Genomic DNA, 25,397 nt, shown 5'->3' on the forward strand with positions numbered 1-25,397 from the left:
CCCAGCATGTCCAGAAACCCCACCCCAACAAGGTGGGGTTTTTGCGTTTCTGGCCGTCGCATCGGTCGATGTGGTCGCGCCCGCGGGGGCCGCCTTCAGTCCGGCGGTGCACTCCTGTACACGCGCCCGACCGGGGCAGTCATTGCTGTCAGCAGACCATTGGCGGGCGCATCCACGGCCGGATCTCAGGCCAACGCGTAACCACTACGCGTGCGACCACCCCCGCCCGGGAACACTTCCGGCACCCCTCCCGCCGCAGATACCGCTGCGGCATAGGCCCCAGCGTCTTCCTGACCATCGAAATAAACGCGCTCAAAGCCTGATAATCCGGTTCAACCGCAACCGCAACCGCAACCGCAACCGCAACCGCAACCGCAACCGCAACCGCAACCGCAACCGCAACCGCAACCGCAACCGCAACCGCAACCGCAACCGCAACCGCAACCGTAACCGCAACCGCAACCGCAACCGTAACCGTAACCGTAACCGTAACCGTAACCGTAACCGCAACCGCAACCGCAACCGCAACCGTCGACACCGGCACACCGAGAGCCAGCCTCGCCACTGCTTCTACAAGACGAAGTGATCAATTAAGCGTCCCCGTCACGCTACCGCGACTGTCAAATTGACTAAGCCTGCTTGCGCATCGGTGTTTGATCTGGCACGCCAGCAATAAAGCGGTCGAGTCGTTCGCTAGCGTCCGTGACGACCCAAAGTGGCGCGCTACGCAGTTGTCGGTCGTAACTTGTTGCGATCCTCGCAAAAAGCATAAATCCGGCGTCGTCCAAATGCCATTTGTCAGTCAATCTGCCGACATCGAACACCGCTGCTACAGCGCGGTCTGCTGCACTGAGTTCCTCGCCGGTCACCGTACCAAAGTCAGATTCGGCCAGAAATCCCGTGAGCAGCATGATCTGCGTGAGCGTTTGTGCGTCGGTTATGCCGCCGAGACCCCGACGCAATATATCGAGTGAGAGGTGCACGCGTAGCGCCAGGTCGTCGGCGACTTGCCGCGGGAGGGGTAGCAGCATGGCTTTGGCATGCCGTGCGCGTGCCGCGCCGCCACTCCGGGATAAAGGGATAGGTTGTGCCATGAGGATCCAATGTTATGCCTGTGCAGATGCAATAACGGCGCGCTCCGTAAAAGATTGAGCCCTCGCTGCGCATACTTCACGGTATGGGCCCCGACTTCGGCGGGTAACTCGAATCCCACCAGATTTGCCGGCACCTGAGATGGTGCGCGCATCTTTTCAGTTGACCCAAGCAATGGACTTCGACCACCCTTCAAACCGCTATGCGTTCGTTCGCGTAGGGCGCGTCCGTGCGACACCGGGTAACGATCGCAAGCCCGATGTGCGCTCTGAAGGCAACGAAATCGCATCCTCCAGATGCACAATTTTGAAGCGGTTAATTCGAACATTCGAACGTTACCGGACGCCGGCGCACAAGATCACTTCCTACCATGCATGCGTCGCATCTGAGCATCGAGTCGTTTCTTGTTTGTTCACAGTCGAAAAACTCGCTGATCCTCGTTCGTAAAGATTCGCCAGCGGCGATGGCGCGATATCCACCGCATTTCTTCGCGTATGAACGAACGGTGCAGGCGTGCGGGTGTGCAGTTATTCGGCAACGAACAGCAAACTCCCTCGTCTGTCGGAAGTCCACTTAGCTGGCTCACGTCCATGATTGTCGAAGAGGTCGTGGCGTAACTCACGTTGATCTACCAAAACTCGAGACGATTCTGCACGTCGAGCCGAACTTTGAAGTTGGACGCAACGTGCACACCGTTCTGCCACTGCTCGGTTTGGCGTTGGGCACGCTCGGCCTGATCCGCTTCAGTCAGGCGTGGAGCAACTTTCTGTCGGCACTCGTGGTGGTACGCTCTCCGTCGACACACATGCTGCCCCTCGCGTTGCGCATTTTGCAGAGCCGACCTGTTCACTACCTCATCAAAGAGGACGTAGTCGTTTATCCGGACAATGACACAGGCACCCTCCGTAAACCATCCGATCAAAGACCGCTCTCTCGACATACGCGTCGTAAGCGCTGATGTCGCTTTTATCGCGAGAAAGCATCGATGCAAGTTGATGGCCACAACCGCAGTCGCGTATGCCGACTTACATCGACGGGGCATACGGCTCTGAAATAGCCTCATGCGACTCGCGCAGACTGACGCGAAAAATCCGCGAGTGTCGGCGCGTACTGGCGTAAGTAGATTGGTATGTGCGAGATTGCTTTCTCGACTGGATGCAGAAGAGCGGCGACACGATGTAATCGCCAGTATCTTCGTCGAGTGCCGCGACTCGGGGCATGATCCGTGTGTCGCCCAGGCACTGATATACCACTCGCCTGCGGTGAGTCCGACAGCCGTTATCGAGTGTTATCGGGTCTCGAAGTGTTATGCATATTGGCCGCCAACACCAACACCAACACCAACACCAACACCAACACCAACACCAACACCAACACCAACACCCAGATAAAGAGCCACAAAAATTCACCCTATGCATCAACCACAAGGATTCGCGAGTCGTACCAATGATGAAGAACCCAGATGACTGCGCAAGTGCGTTCAAACATGAATCAAGCGTTCGCAAAGCTAGCGCCACGTTATTCGACTGAGTAGTGAGTCCCCGACGCCCCACACAAATCCCCCATATTTCGAAGCCGATATCAAGCAGAACCCGCGCTTCAAATTCACGCTGCGACTATTGAAGTACTGCAACGCGCACTCGGCCACCGTTGGCAATCGACGAGACGACGCAGCGCACGAAAGTAAATGGAAGACCTGGCCAACGGAGCGCGATAACCATGGCGAAACCAGTTCCGCCTTCAATCTATTCACATTCAAGCACCTAACGCCGCTGGCTTATCCGCTGAAATACGGAGGCTCCGCGGGCGCACAGCCCCACCAGCAAACCGAAACGACGCATCCACATCCACATAAAATCGCACTCAGGGGTTGTGCTGAGCGCGAGGACTCTCTATAATTCGCGCTCTCTAAAGGCTCGTAGCTCAGTTGGTTAGAGCACCACCTTGACATGGTGGGGGTCGTTGGTTCGAATCCAATCGAGCCTACCAACGAATATGTGACGTGGGCGAAAGCGGTTCCGCTTTCGCCCACTGCCATATCTAAGTTTCTCTCTTCAGTATCGCCACTCCGTTTTATAAAAGTCCCTTTCTTTCGCGGATGCTTTTGCGCGTCCACGTCTGCCGTATTACTTCGCTGTTTTCCAATGCGCGGTACAGTTAAGCCTTTCCGCTTCCCACCGAATAGACACCGATTCGCCACTGCTTCGCCACTGAACAACCTGCCGTGAGCGCGTAACGCAGCGCCGGCAGTTTTCAAAGGACGCTGATGCAATGAAGAAGCTCATCAACGACGTCTCCGCAGTCGTCCCCGACATGCTCGATGGACTCGCGGCGCTCAATCCCAACCTCTCGCTGCTGCAAGGCGGCACAATCGTCGTACGGGCCGATGCTGAGGTCGTAGCGGCCCGCGGCGAGGTCACGTTGATCTCCGGCGGCGGCTCGGGCCACGAACCCGCTCACGGCGGCTATGTGGGTCATGGCATGCTGAGTGCGGCGGTAGCGGGCGAAGTTTTTACCTCACCTTCCACTGACGCCGTGCTCGACGCGATACGCGCAGTGGCCGGCCGTGCAGGCACGTTGCTGATCGTGAAGAACTACACGGGCGACCGCTTCAACTTTGGCCTCGCCGCCGAGATCGCGCGCGCCGAGGGCATTCCGACGGAAATGGTGATCGTGGCCGATGACGTCGCACTGACCGCGAGCGGCGATCACGCAGGCCGTCGTGGGCTGGCGGGGACCGTGCTGGTCCATAAGATCGCAGGAGCGGCGGCCGCAGCGGGGCGTCCGTTGACGGAAGTTGCGCGAATCGCGCGCGATGTCGCGGCATCGCTCGGCACGATGGGTGTCGCGCTCACGCCGTGCACGGTGCCCGCCGCTGGCAAGCCAGGGTTCGAACTCGCCGATAACGAAATCGAATGGGGGCTCGGCATTCATGGCGAGCCTGGCGTAGAACGTGGCGCGATGGAATCGGCGGATGCGATCGTCGGCAAGCTGCTGGCGAAGATTATCGACGACCTGTCGCTGCACCATGGTGAGCGCGCGGTGTTGCTCGTGAATAATCTGGGCGGCACGCCATCGAGCGAAATGAGCATAGTGGCGGGGTCCGCGCTGCGCTATCTGGCCGAACACGGTATCAAGATCGAGCGCGCATGGGCCGGCACGTTTCTGAGCGCGCTGGAAATGGCGGGTATTTCGTTGTCTCTACTGCGTGTGGACGACGAGCGGCTCGGCTGGCTCGACGCCGCCGCGCATACCAGCGCGTGGCCCGCGTTGAGCGGGCGCGTCGCGCAGGTCTCGGTGCGGCCCGCACCCATTACGCCGGATCACGCAAGTGGTCCGACACTCGCGCGTGAAGCGACGTTGCGTCACGCGATCGAGGCTGTTTGCGCGTGTCTGCTGAAAGCGGAGCCGACCTTGACGGAGATGGATCAACGCGTCGGCGATGGCGATCTGGGTATCAGCCTGTCTCGCGGCGCGCGTGCGGTGTTGCAGGAGATCGATGGATATCCCGCTGCGACGACGCCAGGCGCCGTGCTGCGCCGCGTTTCCGCGACGCTAAGGCGGGTTGTCGGCGGAACCTCGGGGCCGCTCTACGCGGTGATGCTGTTGCGCGCAGCGGTGGCGCTCGAGCAATCGGGCGGCTCGACGGCGAACGAATGGGCTGCTGCATTTAGCGCAGGTGTCGAAGGACTGATGGAACTCGGCGGTGCGCGTCCCAGTGATCGCACGATGGTCGACGCGCTGAAGCCCGCCGCCGATGCATTGCAGTCAGCGCTCGCCCATCAGGAAACCGTTGACGCTGCCCTAAAGACCGCAGTCGAGGCAGCCACCGAAGGCACCTCGCAAACCGCGTCGATGCATCCACGGCGGGGGCGGTCGAGTTATGTCGGCGATCGCGCGCTGGGTCACGCGGACCCGGGCGCGCATGCGGTGGCTTTGTGGCTGGCCGCGATTCGCGAGGCACTCGCCAATTGAATGGAGCGGCGCGCTCGCTGCTTCTGGAAAACGCGAGCGTTATGAGGTGCCCGCGAACTGGCCAGACAGGCCCAAGCTAAAGATGTCAGTGGGCGCGCGCACGCCATTCATCCAGAACAGGTCCGCGCCCAGACAGTTGAACCTGTAATGAAGGAGCGGCGGGTCAGTAGCAGACACCCGGCGTTCCGACATTATTTCGGTCAGGGGCGAAGCAGATCAAACCCGGCCAGCGCGACGACTCCACTCACGACAATCAGCGCGACAGAATGCTGCCCGAAATAAAGCAGTCCTGCCGCCGACCAACTCGTCACAGCGAATGCGGCGATACGTTTCATACTTGAAAAGCCCAGAGTCAAAAGCCCAAAGCCACCGCCAATAACCCGCTCACCACGCCGCACACCAGCACGGCCACTGCCACGACCGTCAGCACGCGTCGTGGGAACGAACGTCCCAGCATGGCCATTGACGGCACGCTAATCAGCGGCAGCGTCATCAGTAACGCGCCGGCAGGACCGGCGGCCATGCCAAACGACAGCATCGCCTGAATGATCGGCACTTCACCCGCGGTTGGAATGACGAACAGCGTGCCGGCGATCGACAACGCGACGATCCACAGCAAGCTGTTATCGATGTTGGGCCCAATGTGCGGAAACAGCCACGCACGTGCCGCGCCGAGAATCAGCACCAGCACGATGTATTCGGGCACGAGCCGCAGCGTCATCGCGCCGAGGATTTTCACCCAGCGTGAAAACGCCGTACCGGATTCGTCAATGGTGATCAGCCGGGCCATTTCGTCACGCGATGCTTCGGCCTCTTTCGGCGTGACCATGCGGTTCACCAGATAGCCGAGGCCGAACACCATGACGATGCCCAGCGCGAGCCGCAGGCCCATCCATTGCCAGCCGAGCACGAAGCCCATGAAGATCAGTGTGGCCGGATTCAGCGCGGTGTTGCCGAGCCAGAATGCGATCGCCGCGCCCGGCGCGGCCTGACGCGCGCGCAACCCGGCGACGACCGGTGCCGCGCAGCAGGTGCACATCATGCCCGGCAACGACATCAAGCCGCCCTTCACGACGCTGCTGAAATCGCTGCGTCCGAGCGCACGCGCGACCCATTGCGGTGGAATCAACGCCTGCACCGCCGAACCCAGCAGAAGTCCGAGCACCATTGCTTGCCAGATTGCCTTGCCGTAGGCGAGGGCGTAATCGAACGCGGCTTGCAACGACGGTACGGGCGCGCTAGCCGAGGTGCCCATCAGAATCGATTTGCCGATCGAGTGCTGGTTTGCCGCGACGAACGCACGGTTGTAGTACGGGAACCACTTCACATAGAAGAGGCCGACGACGGCGATCAGCAGAAAGACGATCCAGCCAAGCGCGGCACGGGGTTGTCTAACGGTTGTTTGCATGATGGTCTCTAGCGTGGGTTTTTAATCAGATCACCACGAGCGCGCTGCGGTCCAGCTGCGCAAGCAGTGCTTTTGCCTGGTCGACGACGTTCGCGTCGTTAGGGCGGAAATTCCATTGCACTGCACGCGGTAGTTCGACGAAATGCGCGTGACTGCTGCGTGCGTAGGCCGGATCATAGTGCCGCCCGATCAACTCGTGGGCGAGCTCGGCACGCCGGTTTTCGTCGACGAGTTGTTGCCATCCCAGCACGCGCTCCCGGCTGTGCAGACCGATCATGCGTTGCAGTTGGCCTTTCAGCGATTCGGGATCGTCGAACAGATGCGCATAGTCGTGCTGCAGAAATGTCGCGCGATCTTCGCGGCTCGACAGCACCTCGATGCACGCGCCTCGATGAAACGTCTCGAGTAGTGCAAGCGGCAGCGTGACCGAACCGATGCGCCGGCTCTCCGCTTCCACGAACACCGGGCGCGCGGAATCGAGACTGCGCAGTGCGCTCACGAGCAATGTGTCGAAACGTTTCTGCGACGGCTGCGGCACGCCCGTCCATGCGCCGAGCAGCGAACCACGATGCGACGCGAGCGCTTCGAGGTCGAGCGTCTGTGCGCCCGCCTGGCTCAACGCCGTGAGTAAGCGCGTCTTGCCGCTGCCGGTTGGGCCGACCAGCACGATGTAGCTGAAGGTGGCGGGCAACGCGTGGAGCGTGTCGAGCGTCGCGCGCCGATAACTCTTGTAGCCGCCGTCCAGTTGACGGGCCGGCCAGCCGATCATATTGAACAGCGTCGTGACCGAACCCGAGCGCTTGCCGCCACGCCAGCAATAAATGAGCGGCCGCCAGCTGCGCGGGCGGTCGGCAAAAGTCGTTTCCAGATGATGCGCAATATTGCGCGCGACCAACGCCGCGCCGATCCGCGTACCTTCGAACGGCGACACCTGTTTGTAGGTCGTGCCGACTAAAACACGTTCCTCGTTGCTCAGCACGGGCGCGTTGATTGCGCCTGGTATGTGGTCCTCCGCAAACTCAAGCGGCGTGCGGACATCGATGATTTCATCGAAATCACCTGCTTTTTCCAGGCTGACGAGAAGATTTTTCAAGAGATAGGGACGAAGCGGTCTACGGCGGGAAGTCGAAATTATCGCATGCGCGGTAGCGGCGGCCGGTTAGATGCTGCTGATGGTCCGACACGCTACGGCGTTTCGCACACCGCAGCGTCGGCCTAGTGTTATATCGCCGGCTTGTATTTCACGCCACTTCGACGCGCGCTTCGCCGTTCACCATCTCGCCGATCACGCACGCGTTGCCGAATCCATCGGCGTGGAACAGCGCGAGCACTTCGTCGACCGACTCCGGCGCACATGAAACCAGCAGGCCGCCTGACGTTTGCGGGTCGGTGAGCAACGCGCGGGCCGTCGACGGTAGGCTCGATGTCAAGCCGACATTCTTACCGTACGCGTCCCAGTTGCGCCCCGAAGCGCCGGTAAAAATACCGGCCTCCGCCAGATCGACCACCTGCGGCAACCACGGTAGATCCGCATAACGCACGCGTGCAGTCAGGTTCGACCCGCGCGCCAGTTCAAGCGTGTGGCCGAGCAGCCCGAACCCGGTGATGTCCGTGAGCGCATGCACGCCGTCCAGTCGGGCCAGGTCCGCGCCCGGCCGGTTCAGCTTGGTCGTTGCGCCGATCATCGCGGCGTAGCCCGCGGCGTCGAGCTGGTCTTTCTTCAGTGCCGCCGACAGAATGCCGACGCCGAGCGGCTTGCCGAGAATCAGCACATCGCCGGCCTGCGCGCCTGCGTTGCGTTTGATGCGCTTCGGATCGACCACGCCGATGGCCACGAGCCCGTAGATCGGCTCGACTGAATCGATCGAATGACCGCCCGCGAGCGGAATGCCTGCTTCGGCGCACACTGACTCGCCGCCCTTCAGCACCGCCGCAATCACGTCATGCGGCAGTACGTTGATCGGCATGCCGACGATCGCGAGCGCCATGATCGGCTTGCCGCCCATCGCATACACATCGGATAACGCGTTGGTCGCGGCGATCCGGCCGAAGTCGAACGGGTCGTCGACGATTGGCATGAAGAAATCGGTGGTGGCGACGATCGCCTGGTCGTCGTTGAGCTTATAGACGGCGGCGTCGTCGGCGGTATCGTTGCCAACCAGCAGGTCGGGAAAGAAAGGCAACGGCGCGCTGCGCTTAAGCAGATCGGCGAGTAGTCCGGGGGCGATCTTGCACCCGCACCCGCCGCCGTGCGAGAGGCTGGTGAGGCGGGGCGACTGGTTGGTTTGGGCGATGGTGTCGGTCATGATGGCGCGAATGTCGGGCTTCGAATGACCGCATTATGATGGTTGTTCGTGCATGGCGCAGGAACCGGGCGCGTGGCTCACACGCGCTTGATCGAAATCCGCCGACGACATCGAAAAAATTTATCGCGTTTCTGCATCGTCTGCCAAATAGGCTATGGCGCGACAATATTTAACATTTTCTTCGCGGCGCCCCGGACCCCAGCGCACCGCCCTCCGTAACCGTACGACAAATCGACAGGCCGGCTCAACTCAAGCGTTTGATACGCGTGTTTGTCACGGCGTGCTGCTTGCTACTTGTTACTGCCCGCGCCTGTGCCATACAAGCCATTGTCGAAACTACCAGCACCGTGCGGCTTCTGATCCGGTCCCGCCGTCTTGCCGCGAGCGTTAGCCGATCCGCCGTCTTTCGTCTGGGGCTTCTTCGATTCATGCACCATCGACGCCGCCGGATCAGGCGTGGAGCCCATTGCCGAGGTGCGATTCTCCTGTTGCGACGAGCCGTTCCCTTGCGTGATCTGCGCGAAGCTTGCGTCGCTTGCAACGATCATTGCACCGCCGAGCAAGAATGAAGCGCAAGCTGCGGATGCGCGGAGTTTCGCCCGGAGATAAAAAGAGCGTTTGAAATCGAAGAGGACATTCAGACGGGCCATAGTGAGAGCAATCGTCCATGTAGAGATTTGATTGGGCGCTCACTTATGCAGCAGAAATAATGCCCGGCCCTCAACCGGCTGTTTCATTTCATATTTGTCGGTGTTGTCGGCGAGCCATTCGACGCTGCACGACTCCATCTCGGCATCTATAATCATCATCAGTATCCCGAAAGAGCCGAGGCCATTCAATGACCCATATGTCCCGGCGACAATTTCTAAAGGTCTCCGCAACCACGCTCGCCGGATCGAGTCTCGCCCTCATGGGCTTCTCGCCGACACCCGCGTTAGCGGAAGTCCGTCAATACAAATTGTCGCGCACAACCGAAACCCGCAACACTTGCCCGTACTGTTCCGTGGGCTGCGGCATCCTGATGTACGGACTGGGCGACAACGCGAAGAACGCGAAGTCCAGCATCATTCACATCGAGGGCGATCCCGACCATCCGGTCAATCGCGGCACGCTTTGCCCGAAGGGCGCGAGCCTGATCGACTTCATTCATAGTCCGAGCCGTCTGAAGTATCCCGAATATCGCGCGGCCGGATCGAATGAGTGGACGCGTATTTCGTGGCAAGACGCACTCGACCGCATCGCGAAGCTGATGAAGGAAGACCGCGACGCCAACTTCGTCGAAACGACCGAAGACGGCAAGAAGGTCAACCGCTGGCTGACCACCGGCATGCTTGCAGCATCGGCCGGTAGCAATGAAGTAGGGTATTTGACGCACAAGACTGTCCGCAGTCTTGGCATGCTCGCATTCGACAATCAAGCACGTGTCTGACACGGCCCGACGGTGGCAGGTCTTGCCCCGACGTTTGGCCGTGGAGCGATGACGAACCATTGGGTCGACATCAAGAACGCGGATGTGATTCTCGTGATGGGCGGCAATGCGGCCGAGGCGCACCCGTGCGGCTTCAAGTGGGTGACGGAAGCAAAAGCGCACCGCAAGGCGCGACTGATCGTGGTCGACCCGCGCTTTACGCGCACGGCGTCGGTAGCGGACTATTACGCGCAGATTCGCACCGGCTCAGACATCGTGTTCCTGGGCGGGGTGATCAACTATCTGATCACCAACGACAAGATCCAGCACGAGTACGTGAAGAACTACACGGACATGTCGTTCATCGTCCGCGACGACTTTACGTTTGCTGACGGTCTGTATTCCGGTTACGACGCTGACAAGCGCAAATATGATCAAAGCTCGTGGGACTACGAACGTGGTGACGACGGCTTTGCCAAAGTCGACCCGACGTTGCAGCATCCGCGTTGCGTCTATCAACTGCTGAAACAGCATTACTCGCGCTATACGCCCGAGCACGTCGAGCGCATCTGCGGTACGCCGAAGGACAAGTTCCTTCACGTGTGCGAGATGCTGGCGTCGACGGCGGTGCCCGGCCGTGCCGGCACGGTGCTGTACGCGCTCGGCTGGACGCATCACTCGGTCGGCGCGCAGATCATCCGCACGGGCGCGATGGTGCAGTTGCTGCTCGGCAATATCGGCATCGCAGGCGGCGGCATGAATGCGTTGCGCGGTCACTCGAACATTCAAGGCTTGACTGACCTCGGCCTGATGTCGAATCTGCTGCCGGGCTACATGACCCTGCCGATGGAAGCCGAACAGGATTTCGACGCCTTCATCGCACAACGCGCGACCCAGCCGTTGCGACCGAACCAGTTGAGTTACTGGCGCAACTACCGCGCGTTCCATGTCAGTTTTATGAAATCGTGGTGGGGCGATAACGCGACTGCGCAAAACAACTTCGGCTACGACTATCTGCCGAAGCTCGATAAGTCGTATGACCTGCTGCAAGTCTTTGAGCTGATGAATCAAGGCAAGATGAACGGCTACATCGCGCAGGGCTTCAACCCGCTCGCCGCGGCGCCGAACAAGGCGAAAATCGGCGCGAGTCTGGCCAAGCTGAAGTGGCTCGTCATCATGGACCCGCTCGCCACGGAAACGTCGGAGTTCTGGAAAAACTTCGGCGAGTTCAACGACGTCGACACAGCGTCGATCCAGACTGAAGTATTCCGTTTGCCCACCACCTGTTTCGCGGAGGAGCGCGGTTCGCTGGTCAGTTCGAGCCGGGTGTTGCAATGGCACTGGCAAGGCGCGGACGGCCCTGGCGAGTCGAAGAGCGATCTTGAGATTATGTCGGGGTTGTGGTTGCGCATGCGTGACGCTTATCGAAAGGACGGCGGCAAGTATCCCGATCCGATCCTGAACATGAGCTGGCCATACGTCGACCCGGAAAGCCCGACCCCTGAAGAACTCGCGATGGAGTTCAACGGCAAGGCGCTGGCCGACGTCACCGACCCGGCCGACAAAACCAAAGTGCTCGCCAAAAAAGGCGAACAACTGGCGAGCTTTGCGCTGCTGCGCGACGACGGCAGCACGGCGAGCGGTTGCTGGATCTTCTGCGGCGCCTGGACCCAGGCGGGCAACCAGATGGGCCGGCGCGACAACTCGGATCCAACCGGTATCGGCAATACGCTGAACTGGGCGTGGGCCTGGCCGGTGAACCGTCGCATTCTGTATAACCGCGCGTCGTGCGATGTCAGCGGCAAACCGTTCGATCCAACCCGTAAGCTGATCGCGTGGAACGGCTCGGCGTGGACCGGCGCAGACGTTCCGGACTTCAAGGTCGACGAGCCGCCTGAAAACGGCATGAACCCGTTCATCATGAATCCGGAAGGCGTGGCGCGTTTCTTCTCGCGTGACCAGATGGTAGAAGGGCCGTTCCCCGAGCATTACGAACCGTTCGAAACGCCGCTCGGCTACAACCCGATGCATCCGGATAACAAGCTGGTGGTCAGCAATCCGGCCGCCCGCGTGTTCCCGGACGACAAGGCAGCATTCGGCACGCACGAGAATTTCCCGCATACGGCCACCACTTACCGTCTGACCGAGCATTTTCACTACTGGACCAAGCACGCGCATCTGAACGCGATCATCCAGCCGCAACAGTTCGTGGAAATTGGTGAGGAGCTGGCCAAAGAGGTGGGTGTGGTGGCGGGAGACCGCGTCAAGGTGTCGTCCAACCGCGGGCATATTTTTGCGGTTGCGCTCGTCACCAAGCGGATCAAAACGCTGATGATCGAAGGCAAGAAAGTACAGACAGTCGGGTTGCCGTTGCATTGGGGCTTCAAGGGACTCACGAAGCCGGGCTATCTCGTCAATACGCTAACGCCCTCGGTGGGCGATGGGAATTCGCAAACTCCGGAATTCAAGTCGTTCCTCGTCAAGGTCGAAAAGGCATAAGGAAAAGAGATGGCACTGCAATCACTGGATATCAGACGTTTGTCGGCAACGACCACGCCCCCGCCGCAAGTGCGGGAGCCGGTCACCGGCACGGTGGCCAAGCTCATCGACGTATCGAAGTGCATTGGCTGCAAGGCATGTCAGACCGCCTGCATGGAGTGGAACGACCTGCGCGACGAGATCGGCGAGAACGTCGGTGTGTACGATAACCCGGCCGATCTGACCGAGCATTCGTGGACCGTCATGCGGTTCTCCGAATACGAAAACACCGAAGGCGATCTGTCGTGGCTGATCCGTAAAGACGGCTGCATGCATTGCGAAGATCCGGGCTGCCTGAAGGCATGTCCGTCGCCGGGTGCGATCGTGCAGTACACGAACGGCATCGTGGATTTTCACGAGGAAAACTGCATTGGCTGCGGTTATTGCGTGACCGGTTGCCCGTTCAACGTGCCGCGCATTTCAAAGAAGGACAACCGCGCGTACAAGTGCACGCTGTGTTCGGATCGCGTGGCGGTGGGACAAGAACCGGCTTGCGTGAAGACCTGTCCGACCGGCGCGATCATGTTCGGCACCAAGGAGGACATGCATCAGCAGGCGGCCGACCGGATCGTCGATCTGAAGGAACGCGGTTTTCAGAACGCCGGCTTGTACGATCCGGCCGGTGTGGGTGGCACGCATGTGATGTACGTGCTGCATCACGCTGACCGGCCGTCGCTGTATCACGGCTTGCCCGACAATCCGAAGATCAGCATCATGGTGTCGGTGTGGAAGGGGTTGGCAAAGCCGTTGGCGTTAGCGGGTATCGCGTTCGCGGCGGTGGCCGGGTTCTTCCATTACACGCGGGTGGGTCCGAACGAGGTGTCGGAGGCCGATGAAGCCGAGGCCCAGCATGAAGCCGATGAAGTACGCCGTTCAAGGGAGGCATCCAATGAAGCACCCCGAGCAGACTGACCTGAAGGACGTGAAGGGCCATAGCCTGATCCAGCGCTACACGCCGAACGAGCGCACGAATCACTGGATTACCGCCATCACGTTTGTGTTGCTGGCGCTGTCCGGCCTCGCAATGTTTCATCCGGCCATGTCATGGCTTTACGCGATCTTCGGAGGCGGACAATGGACGCGGATTCTGCATCCGTTCGTCGGCTGCGTGATGTTCCTGTCGTTCCTGATTCTTGCGCTGCGCTTCTGGCATCACAATTATCTCGACCGCAATGACATTCAATGGATGAAGCAGATCGGCGATGTCTTGAACAATCGCGAGGAAAAACTGCCCGCCATCGGAAAGTACAATGCCGGTCAAAAGCTGCTATTTTTTACGATGGTGCTGTGCCTGCTGGCATTGCTCGCCAGCGGCATCGTGATCTGGCGGCGCTATTTCTCGTTCTATTTTCCGATCGAGGTCATCCGTTTCGCAGCGCTGGTTCATGCGGCTGCTGCGTTCGTGCTGATCGTCGGCATCGTCGTGCATATCTACGCGGCGTTGTGGATCAAAGGATCGATCGGCGCGATGACACGCGGTACGGTCACATATGGCTGGGCGAGGAAGCATCATCCGAACTGGTTCAAGGAAATCATCGGCAAATAGCTGATCAGTCTCAGGCAAGTCACGCCGTGCGGGTCGTCGAGCGCACGGCACCATGAGCCGCCGCCCTCGTTCGTCGAAGAACCGCGGCGGCTCTTCAGTTTTCAGAGGTCGATACTTTGGTTCAACGCATTCTTGAAGCCGGCGATATCGAGTCGCTCGATCACACGTCGATTCCTCGCATCCGCACGCCCGAACGGCTCGCGGTGTTTGCGCCGCGCGCCGCGCGTTTGCGTCAACTGGCGGCGCTCAACAATCCGATCGCCGGTTACTTGCGGCTAATGGCGGTGCTGGCCGACGCGCAGCAGGCGGTGATGGTGGGCTTCAAGGCGCAACCGCCGAGCCCCGAGTTGATCGCGAGTGCGCAGGAGCATTCGATGCCGCTGATCCCGGCGCTGTCCGGCGTGCGCGATCCAGCGTGGCATGACGTGCTGCGTCAGTTGCTCGACAGGTTGCAGGCGGCGGGGCCGCTGACGCCCCCGCTCGAAGCGCTGCTTGACCGCTTGCGCACCGCCGGCATCGCCACGCTCGAAGCGCAGGCCGACGCGATTTTCGCGCAGCGTTTCGACGAAGTCGACCCGGCAAGCGCGCCGCTCATCATGGCCGCGCTGCAGGTGGTGTGGACCGACCTCGCCGCCGACATCGACAAGCGCGCGGTGCCGTATCTCGAAACGCTCGGCTTGTGTCCCGTGTGCGGTTCGCATCCGGTGGCAAGCATCCTGCGCGTGGGCGGCTCGTATGACAATTACCGTTATCTGCAATGCGGGTTGTGCTCGACCGAATGGCACATGGTTCGCTCGAAATGCTCGAATTGCGATTCGACCAAGGGCATTGCTTACCACGTGGTTGGCTCGCCGGAAGCGGACGAGGCGACTCGCGAAGCCGAATCGAAGAATGCCGCATTGAAGGCGGAATCGTGCGACGAATGCCATACTTACCGGAAAATCGGCATTCAGTCGAAAGATTACGATTTCGAGCCGTTCGCGGACGATCTCGCCAGTCTCACGCTGGATTTGCTGATGGGGGCGGAGGGTTACCGGCGTGCGTCACCGCATCCGTGGCTGTGGCCGGAGCAGGCGGACGGTGACTCCGCCGACGATTCCGCTGGTGAGTCCGCGGGTGATCCCGCGGGTGATCCCGATTAAGCAGCGACTGGGCACGACTAAAAGGATGGCTTCGTGAGCGACGTAAGCGGCTCTGAATTGCGCGCGCTGATGGCACGCGTGCCGTCGGTAGAAAAGGTGATCGCGTCCGACGAATTTGCGGCTTTGGTGAATGAGTTTGGCCGCACGCAGGTACTCGGCGCGTTACGCGATGCGCTCGACCAATGGCGCGTCAGTGCGCTCAACGCGCAAGCGGGCGAAGCGTCCATCAGCGCGCTCGACGTCGCGCAGCTTCGCGTATCCGTTGAGCGTGCGTTGCGCCAGCGCAACGAGTCACGTTTGCGCAGCGTCTTCAATCTGACCGGTACTGTGTTGCACACCAATCTCGGGCGAGCGCTGTTGCCCGACGAAGCCGTGCAGTCCGTCATGAAGGTGCTCACGCAACCCGCCAATCTCGAGTTCGATCTCGACACCGGCAAACGTGGCGACCGCGACGATCTGATCGACGAACTCATTGGCGAATTGACCGGCGCTGAAGCCGCGACGGTCGTCAACAACAACGCGGCGGCGGTGCTGCTGACGCTGTCCGCGTTGGCGTCGAAGAAAGAAGTGATCGTGTCGCGTGGCGAGCTGGTTGAAATTGGCGGTGCGTTTCGCATTCCCGACATCATGAGCCGCGCGGGGGCGAAGCTGCGCGAGGTCGGCACGACCAATCGCACGCATCTGAAGGATTATGACGAGGCCATCGGTCCGCACACCGCGCTGCTGATGAAAGTCCACGCGAGCAATTACGCGATCAGCGGATTCACCAAAGAAGTCAGCCTGAACGAAATCGCGCCGCTCGCGCATGCGCGCGGCCTCGCGGTTGCCGTAGACCTCGGCAGCGGCACGCTCGTCGATCTGAGTCAGTGGGGTTTGCCGCGCGAACCGACCGTGCGCGAAACCATCGAGGCAGGCGCGGACCTCGTCACGTTCAGCGGCGACAAGTTGCTTGGCGGTCCGCAGGCGGGCTTGATCGTCGGACGGCGCGATCTGATCGCGAAGATCAAGAAGCATCCGCTGAAGCGCGCGCTGCGCGTCGGCAAGTTGACGCTCGCAGCGCTCGAACCGGTGTTGCAGCTTTATCGCGCGCCGGAAAAACTGGTGGAGCGGCTCACCACGCTGCGTCTGCTGACGCGCGCCACCGAAGACATTCGTCTTGCCGCAGAGCGCGTACAACCGGCATTGCAGCGCGCGGTTGGCGAACGCTATGCGGTGGTGTCGGAACCAATGTTCAGTCAGATCGGCAGCGGCGCGTTGCCGGTCGACGTGCTGCCAAGCTACGGCCTCGTCGTCAGAATGGCGGATGGCAAGCGCGGTGGGCGGCAGTTGCTCGCGCTGGAAAAACAACTGCGCGAGATGGCGCGTCCCGTGATCGGCCGGATCGCGGACGACGCATTGCGCCTCGATCTGCGCTGCCTCGAAGCGGCTGACGAAGCGCAACTGATCGGGCAACTGAAGAGCGAATCCGCATGATCGTCGGTACGGCCGGGCATATCGACCACGGCAAAACGAGTCTGGTGAAGGCGCTGTCGGGCGTCGACACCGATCGTTTGAAAGAAGAAAAGGCGCGCGGCATTTCGATCGAGCTGGGGTACGCCTATGTGCCGCTCGACAATGGCGACGTGCTCGGTTTCATCGACGTGCCAGGTCACGAGAGGCTCGTGCACACCATGGCGGCGGGTGCGAGCGGAATCGACTTCGCGCTCCTCGTGATTGCCGCCGACGACGGCGTGATGCCGCAAACGCGCGAGCATCTGGCGATTGTCGAACTGCTTGGCATTCAACGCGGCGCAGTCGCGTTGACCAAGGTGGATCGCGTGGACGCGCAGCGCGTGCGTGACGTGCACAACGAAGTGACCGCGTTTCTGAGCGGCAGCGTGCTGCAGGCCGCGCCCGTGTTCGAAACCTGCGCGACGCAAGCCGGCGATCCTGGCGTGGCCGCGCTGAAATCGTATCTGCATGACGCGGCTACGGCGTGGCATAGGCGGCGTGCTGACGGATTGTTCCGTCTTGCCGTCGACCGGGTTTTCACGCTTGCGGGGCAGGGCACGATCGTGACGGGCACGGTGGTCGCCGGCAGTGTCAAGGTCGGCGATACGATGTTGCTCGCGCCGAAAAATGAACCGGTGCGCGTGCGCAGCATTCATGCGCAGAATCGTCCCGCGGAGATTGGATACGCTGGCGAGCGCTGCGCGTTGAACCTCGCAGGCATTGAGAAGAGCGCGATTGATCGCGGCGACTGGATCGTCGATCCACGCCTGTCGCAAGCATCGGAGCGGATCGACGTCACGCTGGCCCTGCTAGCCGACGCGTCGCTGACGCTAGACCATTGGGCGCCGCTGCATGTGCATCTCGGTACGCAGCATCAGGTCGCGCATGTCGCCTTGCTTGAGAGCGAAACGCTCGGTGCCGGTCAGCGCGCGCGCGTTCAACTGGTGTTCGAACGGCCGGTTGGCGCGCTGCCGGGCGACCGGTTTGTCGTGCGCAATGCGCAGGCTAGCCGCACGGTCGGCGGCGGACAGGTGCTCGATCCGTTCGCGCCTTCGCGCAAGCGCCGCTCGGCGGAGCGGCTCGCGTGGCTCGATGCCATTCAGACGATGCACGACACCGGCACGCTCGACGCAATGTTTGCGAGAGCGCCGTACGGTTTGTCGCGTGAGTTACTGGAACGGCTGACGGGTAGGCCGGCGAGTGCTCTGGCGCTGCCGTCGGGCACGCGCGTGGTCGAACTCCCTGGCCACGATGCACTGCTAGTCGCCGATGCGTTATGGCAAGCGTTGGGTGAGCGGTTGATCGCAACACTCGCGCAATATCACGAACGCTCGCCGGATGAGTTAGGGCCAGACGTATCGCGTTTGCGGCGGATTGCTGCGCCGCTCGCGAACGATGCGCTCTGGCGCGCACTAGTCGACGATGCCGCCGCGCGCGGCGAGATTGTGAAACGCGGACCGTGGCTGCATTTGCCAAGTCACGCTGTGACGCTCGACACCGCTGATCAGACGCTCGCGGCGGCGCTGCTGCCCGCGGTGAAGGCGGGGCGTTTCGATCCGCCGTGGGTGCGCGATCTGGCGAGTGCAAACGGTGTGTCTGAAGATCGCATGCGCCAGTTAATGCGCACACTCGCGCGGCAGGGCGAGCTTTTTCAGGTCGTGCGCGATCTTTTTTATCATCAGGATGTGATTCGCGAACTGGCTTTGATTGCGGCTGCCGAAGCAGAAAAGAACGCGGGCAACGTGGCTGCGGCACCGTTTCGCGATGCCACAGGATTGGGGCGAAAGCGCGCGATTCAGCTTTTGGAGTTCTTCGATCGCGTTGGGTATACTCGCTTTCACCGTGGACTGCATTTGATGCGCACGGATAGTCGTTGGCTGGATCTGCTTTGATTTTTAGTTCATGTAGTTCAATCACCGTAGGAAGGCATTCGTATCCGGTGGTACGGCTGGGCTTCAAACCCAGTTGAGGGCGTCAGACGCTCTCAGGTCGGTTCGACTCCGGCTGCTTTCCGCCATGAGGCTTTACGCGAATTTCGCCGTGCCGCCTGTGCTGTAGCCATGATGGTCAAATTCAAACGAACCACTGTCTTCACGCCCATCGCAGAGCCCCATGATGTGCGTTGGCGGCAACGTTGGTGTGGGCCGCGAGGATTCGCTCACGATCGGTTCGGGGACGCAGGCGACTTCCATTGCCGGACAGATATCGATGATTCGTGGCGTACTCACGCGGCTCGGCTTCAAGATCGCCACACTGGCGCAAGTGCGCCAGATGCTGCGTCTGCAGGACCGGGGCAAACGCGACTGTAGTGGGGTGCGGGACGCGCGTGGCGCCGCGCGCCTCGACATCAGAAAGCGTGACTTTTGACGCGGTGAGAGCGCGTCGCGTTGCTCAAAACAATAAAAACGACATCGGGCTGCGCACATCCATCCTGTGGCAGGCGCGGTCTATCCAGTCGCTTGCCCACTCGCCGCCCGGCGGTCGTTCCGTTCGCCGTCACGACGATGCGCTGGCCAATCCGGTCACTAAAAAATCAGCTTGGATCGTCAGTCATAGCGCTGGGAACGTGCACGTTTGTGCATGCCATTATAGGCGGATGACGCGCTTTGCCATTGGCAAGGCCGGCCGATCGATTGACAGAATCTGCCAGTCGACGTGCGAGTCATCGCCTGTCTCCCAAAGTCGACGAAAGCCGGAAAGCGGCAGGTTTTGTCAATCGATCGGCAGCTTTGGGTACTGGGCGACGCGCTTTGGAGCGCTAGGATGCGACATCTGAAGCGTCAGGCGCGGTAGTTGGTCCGTCGTGCAGCGCACCTGACTGGTCAAACCCATTAAAAGGAGACACGCGATGAGTTATTCCGCGCCCATTAAAGACATGCTGTTCGTGATGAAGGAGCTGGCCGGTCTCGACAATATCGCGACGCTGCCCGGCTTCGAAGATGCGAACCTGGACACGGCGCAGGCTGTGCTCGAAGAATCGGCGAAATTGTGCGGGGAGGTGCTGGCGCCGTTGAACGTCGAAGGCGATCGCAATCCGAGTAGCTGGAAAGATGGCGTGGTCACGGCAACGCCCGGCTTCAAGGAAGCGTTCCGGCAATTTGCCGAAGGCGGCTGGCAAGGCGTGCAGCATCCGCTCGACTACGAAGGCCAGGGGCTGCCGAAGCTGATCGGGACGCCTTGCGTCGAGATGCTCAACGCGTCGAACCTGTCGTTCGCGTTGTGTCCGCTGCTGACCGACGGCGCGATCGAAGCGCTGCTCACCGCCGGCACAGAAGCGCAAAAACAAACCTATGTGCCCAAGCTGATTTCCGGCGAATGGACCGGCACGATGAACCTGACCGAGCCGCAAGCCGGCTCCGATCTCGCGCTGGTGCGCACGCGCGCCGAGCCGCAGGGCGATGGTTCGTTCAGGCTGTTCGGCACGAAGATTTTCATTACGTGGGGCGAGCACGATATGGCGAAGAACATCGCCCATCTCGTGCTGGCGCGCACGCCCGATGCGCCGGAAGGCGTGAAGGGCATTTCGCTGTTCATCGTGCCGAAGTTTCTCGTCAACGAAGACGGTTCGCTCGGTGAGCGTAACGACGTGCATTGCGTGTCGATTGAACACAAGCTCGGTATCAAGGCGAGCCCGACGGCCGTGCTGCAGTTCGGCGACCATGGCGGCGCGATCGGTCATCTGATTGGCGAAGAAAATCGCGGCCTCGAGTATATGTTCATCATGATGAACGCGGCGCGCTTCGCGGTTGGCATGCAGGGTGTCGGCGTGTCGGACCGCGCTTACCAGCACGCAGTGGCGTACGCGAAGGATCGCGTGCAAAGCCGTCCCGTGGATGGCTCTGCGAAACAGTCGGTCGCCATCATCCAGCATCCGGACGTGCGTCGCATGCTGGCAACCATGCGCTCGCTGACCGAGGCGTCGCGTGCGCTGGCGTACGTCGCGGCCGCGCATTGCGACATCGCGCATCGACATGCCGACGAAGCGACGCGCGCCGAACATCAGGCGATCTACGAATATCTCGTGCCGATCGTGAAGGGCTGGAGCACGGAGTTGTCGATCGATGTCACGAGCCTGGGCGTGCAGGTGCATGGCGGCATGGGCTTCATCGAAGAAACGGGCGCCGCGCAGTACTACCGCGATGCGCGCATTCTGCCGATCTACGAAGGCACGACGGCGATTCAGGCGAATGACCTGATTGGCCGGAAGACTTTGCGCGATGGCGGCAAGGTGGCGAAGGCGCTGCTTGCGGGCGTGTCTGAAACGGTCGAGGCGCTGGGTTCGCAACAGGGCGCCGCGTTCGCTTCGATGAAGAAGTACCTGGCGCAAGGCCATGATTCGTTGAGCGCGGTGGTCGATTTCGTCGTGGCCAATACGAAAAGCGATCCAAATGCGGTGTTTGCGGGCAGCGTGCCGTATCTGAAGCTGGCGGGCGTCGTGCTGGGCGGTTGGCAGATGGCGCGTTCGCTGCTCGTAGCCGCTCAGAAGCGTGACGAAGATCCTTCGTTCTATGGCGCGAAGATCGCGACCGCTCAGTTCTACGCCGAGCATGTGTTGCCGCAGGCGTCGGCGCTGGAAGCGTCGATTGTCAGCGCGAAGGGTGGCGAGAGCGTGCTGGCGTTGTCGGCGGATCAGTTCTAACGAGCAGGACGTCATGACTATTGCAAATTGGCAGATCGATCCGTCCTCGCGATGGCTCGACGAATACGGTCCACGCGAGTCGATGGAATACGACGTCGTGATCGTAGGCGGCGGCCCGGCTGGCCTGTCCGCCGCGATCCGCCTGAAGCAGCTGGCGGCTGACAAAGGCGTCGAGCTGGGCGTGTGCGTGCTGGAAAAAGGCTCGGAGATTGGGGCTCATATCCTCTCGGGCGCGGTGATGGATCCGCGCGCGATCACCGAACTGATCCCGGACTGGAAAGAAAAAGGCGCACCGTTGACGGTCGACGTGACCGAAGACAAGTTCCTGTTCCTGACCGAAACCGGCTCGAAGAGCGTGCCGGTGTGGGCGTTGCCGGACAACTTCAAGAACCACGGCAACTACGTCATTTCGCTGGCCAATGTCACGCGCTGGCTCGGTCAGCAGGCCGAGGCGCTGGGCGTCGAGATTTTCCCGGGCTTCCCGGCGGCTGAAATTCTGTACAACGACGACGGCTCGGTCAAAGGCGTCGCGACCGGCAATCTCGGCATCGGCAAGGACGGTGAGCCGACCGAGAACTTCCAGCTCGGAATGGAACTGCACGCGAAGTACACGCTGTTCTGCGAAGGCGCGCGTGGGCACCTCGGCCGTCAACTAAACGATAAGTTCAAGCTGCGCGAAGACGCCGATCCGCAGGTCTACGGCATCGGCATCAAGGAACTGTGGGAAATCGATCCGGCAAAGCACAAGCCGGGTCTGGTGATGCACACCGCCGGCTGGCCGCTGGAGAACGACACCTACGGCGGCTCGTTCCTCTATCACATGGACAACAACCAGGTGATGGTGGGCTTCGTGGTGGGTCTCGGTTACTCGAATCCATATCTGTCGCCGTTCGAGGAATTCCAGCGCTACAAGACCCATCCGGCGATCCGCGCGATTCTGGAAGGCGGCAAGCGCGTGTCGTACGGCGCGCGGGCGATTACCGCAGGCGGGCTGATGTCGCTGCCGAAGCTGGTGTTCCCGGGTGGCGCGCTGGTCGGCGACGATGCGGGCTTCCTGAACGCATCGCGGATCAAGGGTTCGCACGCGGCGATCAAGACCGGCATGCTGGCCGCTGAAGCTGCTTTTGATGCTGTCCAGAGTGGACGCACCAGCGACGAACTCACGGCCTATCCGGAGAGCTTCAAGGCGTCGTGGCTGCACACTGAATTGCACCGCGCGCGCAACTTCAAGCAGTGGATGAGCAAGGGCCTGTATCTCGGCACACTGATGGTCGGCATCGAGCAGAAGCTGCTGGGCGGCAATGTGCCGTGGACGCTGCATCATCAGCATTCGGATCACGAGATGCTGAAACCGGCTTCGCAATGCAAGCCGATTACGTATCCGAAGCCCGATGGCAAGCTGACGTTCGACCGGCTCTCTTCGGTGTTCATCTCGAACACGAATCACGAAGAAAACCAGCCGGCTCACCTGACGCTGAAAGACCCGTCGGTGCCGGTGAACGTGAACTGGCAGACCTATGCCGGTCCCGAAGCGCGTTACTGCCCGGCTGCCGTGTATGAATTCGTGAAGAACGACGACAACACCGAGCGCCTGGTGATCAATGCGCAGAACTGCGTGCATTGCAAAACGTGCGATATCAAGGACCCGACACAGAACATCGTGTGGGTCACGCCTGAGGGCGGCGGTGGTCCGAACTATCCGAACATGTGAATGTTGAATCGCGATGCGGACTCGCGCAAAGCGCACCGCTCGCACGATGCAATTCGAGGAGTGTGAAATGCAAAGAGAAGTCGTCGTTGTCAGCGGAGTTCGTACCGCCATTGGCAAGTTCGGTGGAAGCCTGAAAGACCTGCCGCCGACCGAGCTTGGCTCGCTGGTGGTGCGGGACGTGCTGGCGCGTGCCGGCGTCGAAGGAGATCAGGTCGGCCATGTCGTGTTCGGCAATGTCATTGCAACCGAACCGAAGGATCTGTATCTGGCGCGTGTTGCTGCGCTCAACGGCGGTGTTTCGGAGGCAACGCCGGCTTTTACCGTGAACCGTCTCTGCGGCTCGGGCTTGCAGGCGATTATCTCCGCCGCGCAAACCATCCTGCTCGGCGATGCAGACATTGCGATTGGCGGCGGCGCGGAGAACATGAGCCGCGCGCCATACATCACGCCCGATGTGCGCTTCGGCGCGAGGATGGGCGACACGCGCCTGATCGACATGATGCTCGGCGCATTGAACGATCCGTTCTACGCGATGCACATGGGTAACACGGCCGAAAACGTCGCGGTGAGGTACGGCATCACCCGCGAGCAACAGGACGCGCTGGCGGTGGAATCCCATCGCCGGGCCGCTCACGCGATCACGGAAGGGCGCTTCAAGGGGCAAATTCTTCCGATAACGCGCAAGGTCAAAGGCAAAGACATCGTGTTCGATACGGACGAGAACGTGCGTCACCAACTTGATCCGAACGAGCTTGCACAGCTTCGTCCGGCGTTCCAGAAGACCTCTGGCACGGTCACGGCCGGAAACGCGTCGAGCATCAATGATGCCGCTGCCGCCGTCCTCATGATGGCGCGCGAGACGGCGGAGCAACGTGGCCTCAAACCGCTGGCGCGTCTGGTGTCGTATGCGCATGCTGGCGTGGATCCGCGCTACATGGGGATCGGTCCGGTTCCGGCGACGCGCATCGCGCTGCAACGTGCCGGTCTGCGCATCGACGATCTCGACGTGATCGAAGCGAACGAAGCTTTCGCTGCGCAAGCCTGTGCAGTCAGTCAGGAGTTGCAGTTCGACCCGGCCAAGGTCAATCCGAACGGCTCGGGGATTTCTCTCGGGCATCCGATCGGCGCGACCGGTGCATTGATTACCGTGAAGGCGCTCTACGAATTGCAGCGGATCAACGGCCGTTACGCGCTGGTGACGATGTGCATCGGTGGCGGGCAGGGCATTGCCGCGGTGTTCGAAAACCTTCAGTAAGCGTGATGCAACGCACGGGAGTAAGACAATGGTGATGAAGATCGAAACGGTAGGGATTGTCGGCGCGGGCACGATGGGCAACGGAATCGCCCAGACGATTGCGATGGCCGGCATGCAGGTGATCATGGTCGACCTGCACGACACCGCGCTGGAAGCGGGTATGGCGACATTGAAGGGGAGTCTCGAGCGACTCGTATCCAAAGGCAAAATCGATGCAACCGCGCGTGACAATGCGCTCGCCCGCATCGAAATATCGACCGACTATCAGCGCCTCGCCGGTGTCGATATCGTGATTGAAGCCGCCACGGAGAATGGCGAACTGAAAACCCGCATCCTCCGGCAGATCGAAGCCGTGGTGCGGCCCGACGCGATCATTGCATCGAACACGTCGTCGATTTCGATCACGACGCTCGGCGCGACGCTGGCGGACCCGTCGCGCTTCATCGGCATGCATTTTTTCAATCCGGTGCCGCTCCTCGCGCTCGTGGAAATCATTCGTGGTTTGCAGACTAGCGCGCAAACAGCGGAAGCCGTTCGCGAGTTGACCGTGAGGCTCGACAAGTCGCCCATCGGCGTGAAGAACTCGCCGGGCTTCGTGGTCAACCGGATTCTCGTGCCGATGATCAACGAGGCGTTTTTCGTACTCGCCGAGGGCGTGGCCGCGGCAGAAGAGATCGATACCGGCATGCGCCTCGGTGCGAATCATCCGATTGGTCCGCTGGCCCTCGCCGATCTGATCGGACTGGACGTCTGTCTTTCGGTGCTCGACGTGCTCTTCAACGATTTCCGCGACTCGAAATATCGCGCGTCGCCGTTATTGCGGGAATACGTGGCCGCTGGGCAACTGGGACGAAAAACGCGTCGCGGCGTCTATCAGTACGATTAG

Annotated in this window: 18 protein-coding genes and 2 tRNA genes; 15 read left to right on the plus strand and 5 right to left on the minus strand. The window is 61.0% G+C overall.

Annotation, left to right across the window (positions count from 1 at the left end; translation table 11 throughout):
- A partial coding sequence (locus LMG28727_RS11270) for a hypothetical protein (protein ID WP_236591730.1) occupies positions 1 to 586 on the plus strand: 586 nt, incomplete at its 5' end.
- Between the two features lie 43 nt (positions 587 to 629).
- Here LMG28727_RS11270 and LMG28727_RS11275 read toward each other — a convergent pair.
- On the minus strand, positions 630 to 1,094 hold the full coding sequence (locus LMG28727_RS11275) for a hypothetical protein (protein ID WP_201642414.1): 465 nt from the start codon (positions 1,092 to 1,094) through the stop codon (positions 630 to 632).
- Positions 1,095 to 3,004: 1,910 nt separating this feature from the next.
- Between LMG28727_RS11275 and LMG28727_RS11280 the strand changes: the two genes are divergently transcribed.
- Both LMG28727_RS11280 and dhaL read left to right on the plus strand, forming a co-directional pair.
- Positions 3,005 to 3,081, plus strand: a tRNA-Val gene (locus tag LMG28727_RS11280).
- Between the two features lie 282 nt (positions 3,082 to 3,363).
- Entirely contained in the window at positions 3,364 to 5,067 is a 1,704-nt protein-coding gene (dhaL, locus tag LMG28727_RS11285; RefSeq protein WP_201642415.1) for a dihydroxyacetone kinase subunit DhaL, read from the plus strand.
- Between the two features lie 352 nt (positions 5,068 to 5,419).
- Here the strand turns inward: dhaL and LMG28727_RS11290 are convergent, their stop codons facing one another.
- From LMG28727_RS11290 to LMG28727_RS11305, 4 genes are all read right to left on the minus strand, one after another.
- Positions 5,420 to 6,475: a permease gene (locus LMG28727_RS11290; RefSeq protein ID WP_201642416.1), complete on the minus strand. Its 1,056-nt coding sequence runs from the start codon at positions 6,473 to 6,475 to the stop codon at positions 5,420 to 5,422.
- 25 nt (positions 6,476 to 6,500) lie between these two features.
- Positions 6,501 to 7,568, minus strand: a complete 1,068-nt coding sequence (mnmH, locus tag LMG28727_RS11295) for a tRNA 2-selenouridine(34) synthase MnmH (RefSeq protein ID WP_201642417.1) — start codon at positions 7,566 to 7,568, stop codon at positions 6,501 to 6,503.
- Positions 7,569 to 7,716: 148 nt separating this feature from the next.
- A complete protein-coding gene (selD, locus tag LMG28727_RS11300; protein WP_201642418.1) occupies positions 7,717 to 8,781 on the minus strand; it encodes a selenide, water dikinase SelD in 1,065 nt (354 codons plus the stop codon).
- A gap of 290 nt (positions 8,782 to 9,071) precedes the next feature.
- Positions 9,072 to 9,329 carry a beta-xylosidase gene (locus LMG28727_RS11305; protein WP_201642419.1) on the minus strand — a complete coding sequence of 86 codons (258 nt, stop codon included), beginning with the start codon at positions 9,327 to 9,329 and terminating at the stop codon, positions 9,072 to 9,074.
- A gap of 290 nt (positions 9,330 to 9,619) precedes the next feature.
- Here LMG28727_RS11305 and fdnG point away from each other — a divergent pair, with 290 nt between their 5' ends.
- From fdnG to LMG28727_RS11365, 12 genes are all read left to right on the plus strand, one after another.
- A complete protein-coding gene (gene fdnG, locus LMG28727_RS11310) occupies positions 9,620 to 12,688 on the plus strand; it encodes a formate dehydrogenase-N subunit alpha (RefSeq protein WP_201642420.1) in 3,069 nt (1,022 codons plus the stop codon).
- Between the two features lie 9 nt (positions 12,689 to 12,697).
- Entirely contained in the window at positions 12,698 to 13,639 is a 942-nt protein-coding gene (gene fdxH, locus LMG28727_RS11315) for a formate dehydrogenase subunit beta (protein ID WP_201642421.1), read from the plus strand.
- On the plus strand, positions 13,617 to 14,273 hold the full coding sequence (locus LMG28727_RS11320) for a formate dehydrogenase subunit gamma (RefSeq protein ID WP_201642422.1): 657 nt from the start codon (positions 13,617 to 13,619) through the stop codon (positions 14,271 to 14,273). Before fdxH ends, LMG28727_RS11320 begins: the two co-directional genes overlap by 23 nt.
- Before the next feature lie 116 nt (positions 14,274 to 14,389).
- A complete protein-coding gene (fdhE, locus tag LMG28727_RS11325; protein WP_201642423.1) occupies positions 14,390 to 15,415 on the plus strand; it encodes a formate dehydrogenase accessory protein FdhE in 1,026 nt (341 codons plus the stop codon).
- A gap of 33 nt (positions 15,416 to 15,448) precedes the next feature.
- Positions 15,449 to 16,888 carry an L-seryl-tRNA(Sec) selenium transferase gene (selA, locus tag LMG28727_RS11330; protein ID WP_201642424.1) on the plus strand — a complete coding sequence of 480 codons (1,440 nt, stop codon included), beginning with the start codon at positions 15,449 to 15,451 and terminating at the stop codon, positions 16,886 to 16,888.
- Positions 16,885 to 18,798: a selenocysteine-specific translation elongation factor gene (gene selB / locus LMG28727_RS11335; protein WP_201642425.1), complete on the plus strand. Its 1,914-nt coding sequence runs from the start codon at positions 16,885 to 16,887 to the stop codon at positions 18,796 to 18,798. Before selA ends, selB begins: the two co-directional genes overlap by 4 nt.
- A gap of 29 nt (positions 18,799 to 18,827) precedes the next feature.
- Positions 18,828 to 18,923: transfer RNA gene (locus tag LMG28727_RS11340), tRNA-Sec, on the plus strand.
- A gap of 95 nt (positions 18,924 to 19,018) precedes the next feature.
- The gene (locus tag LMG28727_RS11345; protein WP_201642426.1) at positions 19,019 to 19,273 is read left to right on the plus strand and encodes a 3-keto-5-aminohexanoate cleavage protein; all 255 of its coding nucleotides are present in this window, start codon (positions 19,019 to 19,021) and stop codon (positions 19,271 to 19,273) included.
- Between the two features lie 481 nt (positions 19,274 to 19,754).
- Positions 19,755 to 21,545, plus strand: coding sequence for an acyl-CoA dehydrogenase (locus LMG28727_RS11350; protein WP_201642427.1), 1,791 nt, complete (start codon positions 19,755 to 19,757; stop codon positions 21,543 to 21,545).
- Positions 21,546 to 21,558: 13 nt separating this feature from the next.
- On the plus strand, positions 21,559 to 23,256 hold the full coding sequence (locus LMG28727_RS11355) for an electron transfer flavoprotein-ubiquinone oxidoreductase (RefSeq protein ID WP_407945840.1): 1,698 nt from the start codon (positions 21,559 to 21,561) through the stop codon (positions 23,254 to 23,256).
- A 67-nt stretch (positions 23,257 to 23,323) separates the two neighbouring features.
- Positions 23,324 to 24,511, plus strand: coding sequence for a beta-ketothiolase BktB (gene bktB, locus LMG28727_RS11360; protein ID WP_201642428.1), 1,188 nt, complete (start codon positions 23,324 to 23,326; stop codon positions 24,509 to 24,511).
- A gap of 34 nt (positions 24,512 to 24,545) precedes the next feature.
- Positions 24,546 to 25,397 (plus strand): 3-hydroxybutyryl-CoA dehydrogenase, encoded by an 852-nt coding sequence (locus tag LMG28727_RS11365; protein WP_201642860.1) that lies wholly within the window; start codon positions 24,546 to 24,548, stop codon positions 25,395 to 25,397.

Origin of the sequence: Paraburkholderia metrosideri (assembly GCF_904848625.1) — a bacterium.
In the GTDB taxonomy this organism is placed as follows: domain Bacteria; phylum Pseudomonadota; class Gammaproteobacteria; order Burkholderiales; family Burkholderiaceae; genus Paraburkholderia; species Paraburkholderia metrosideri.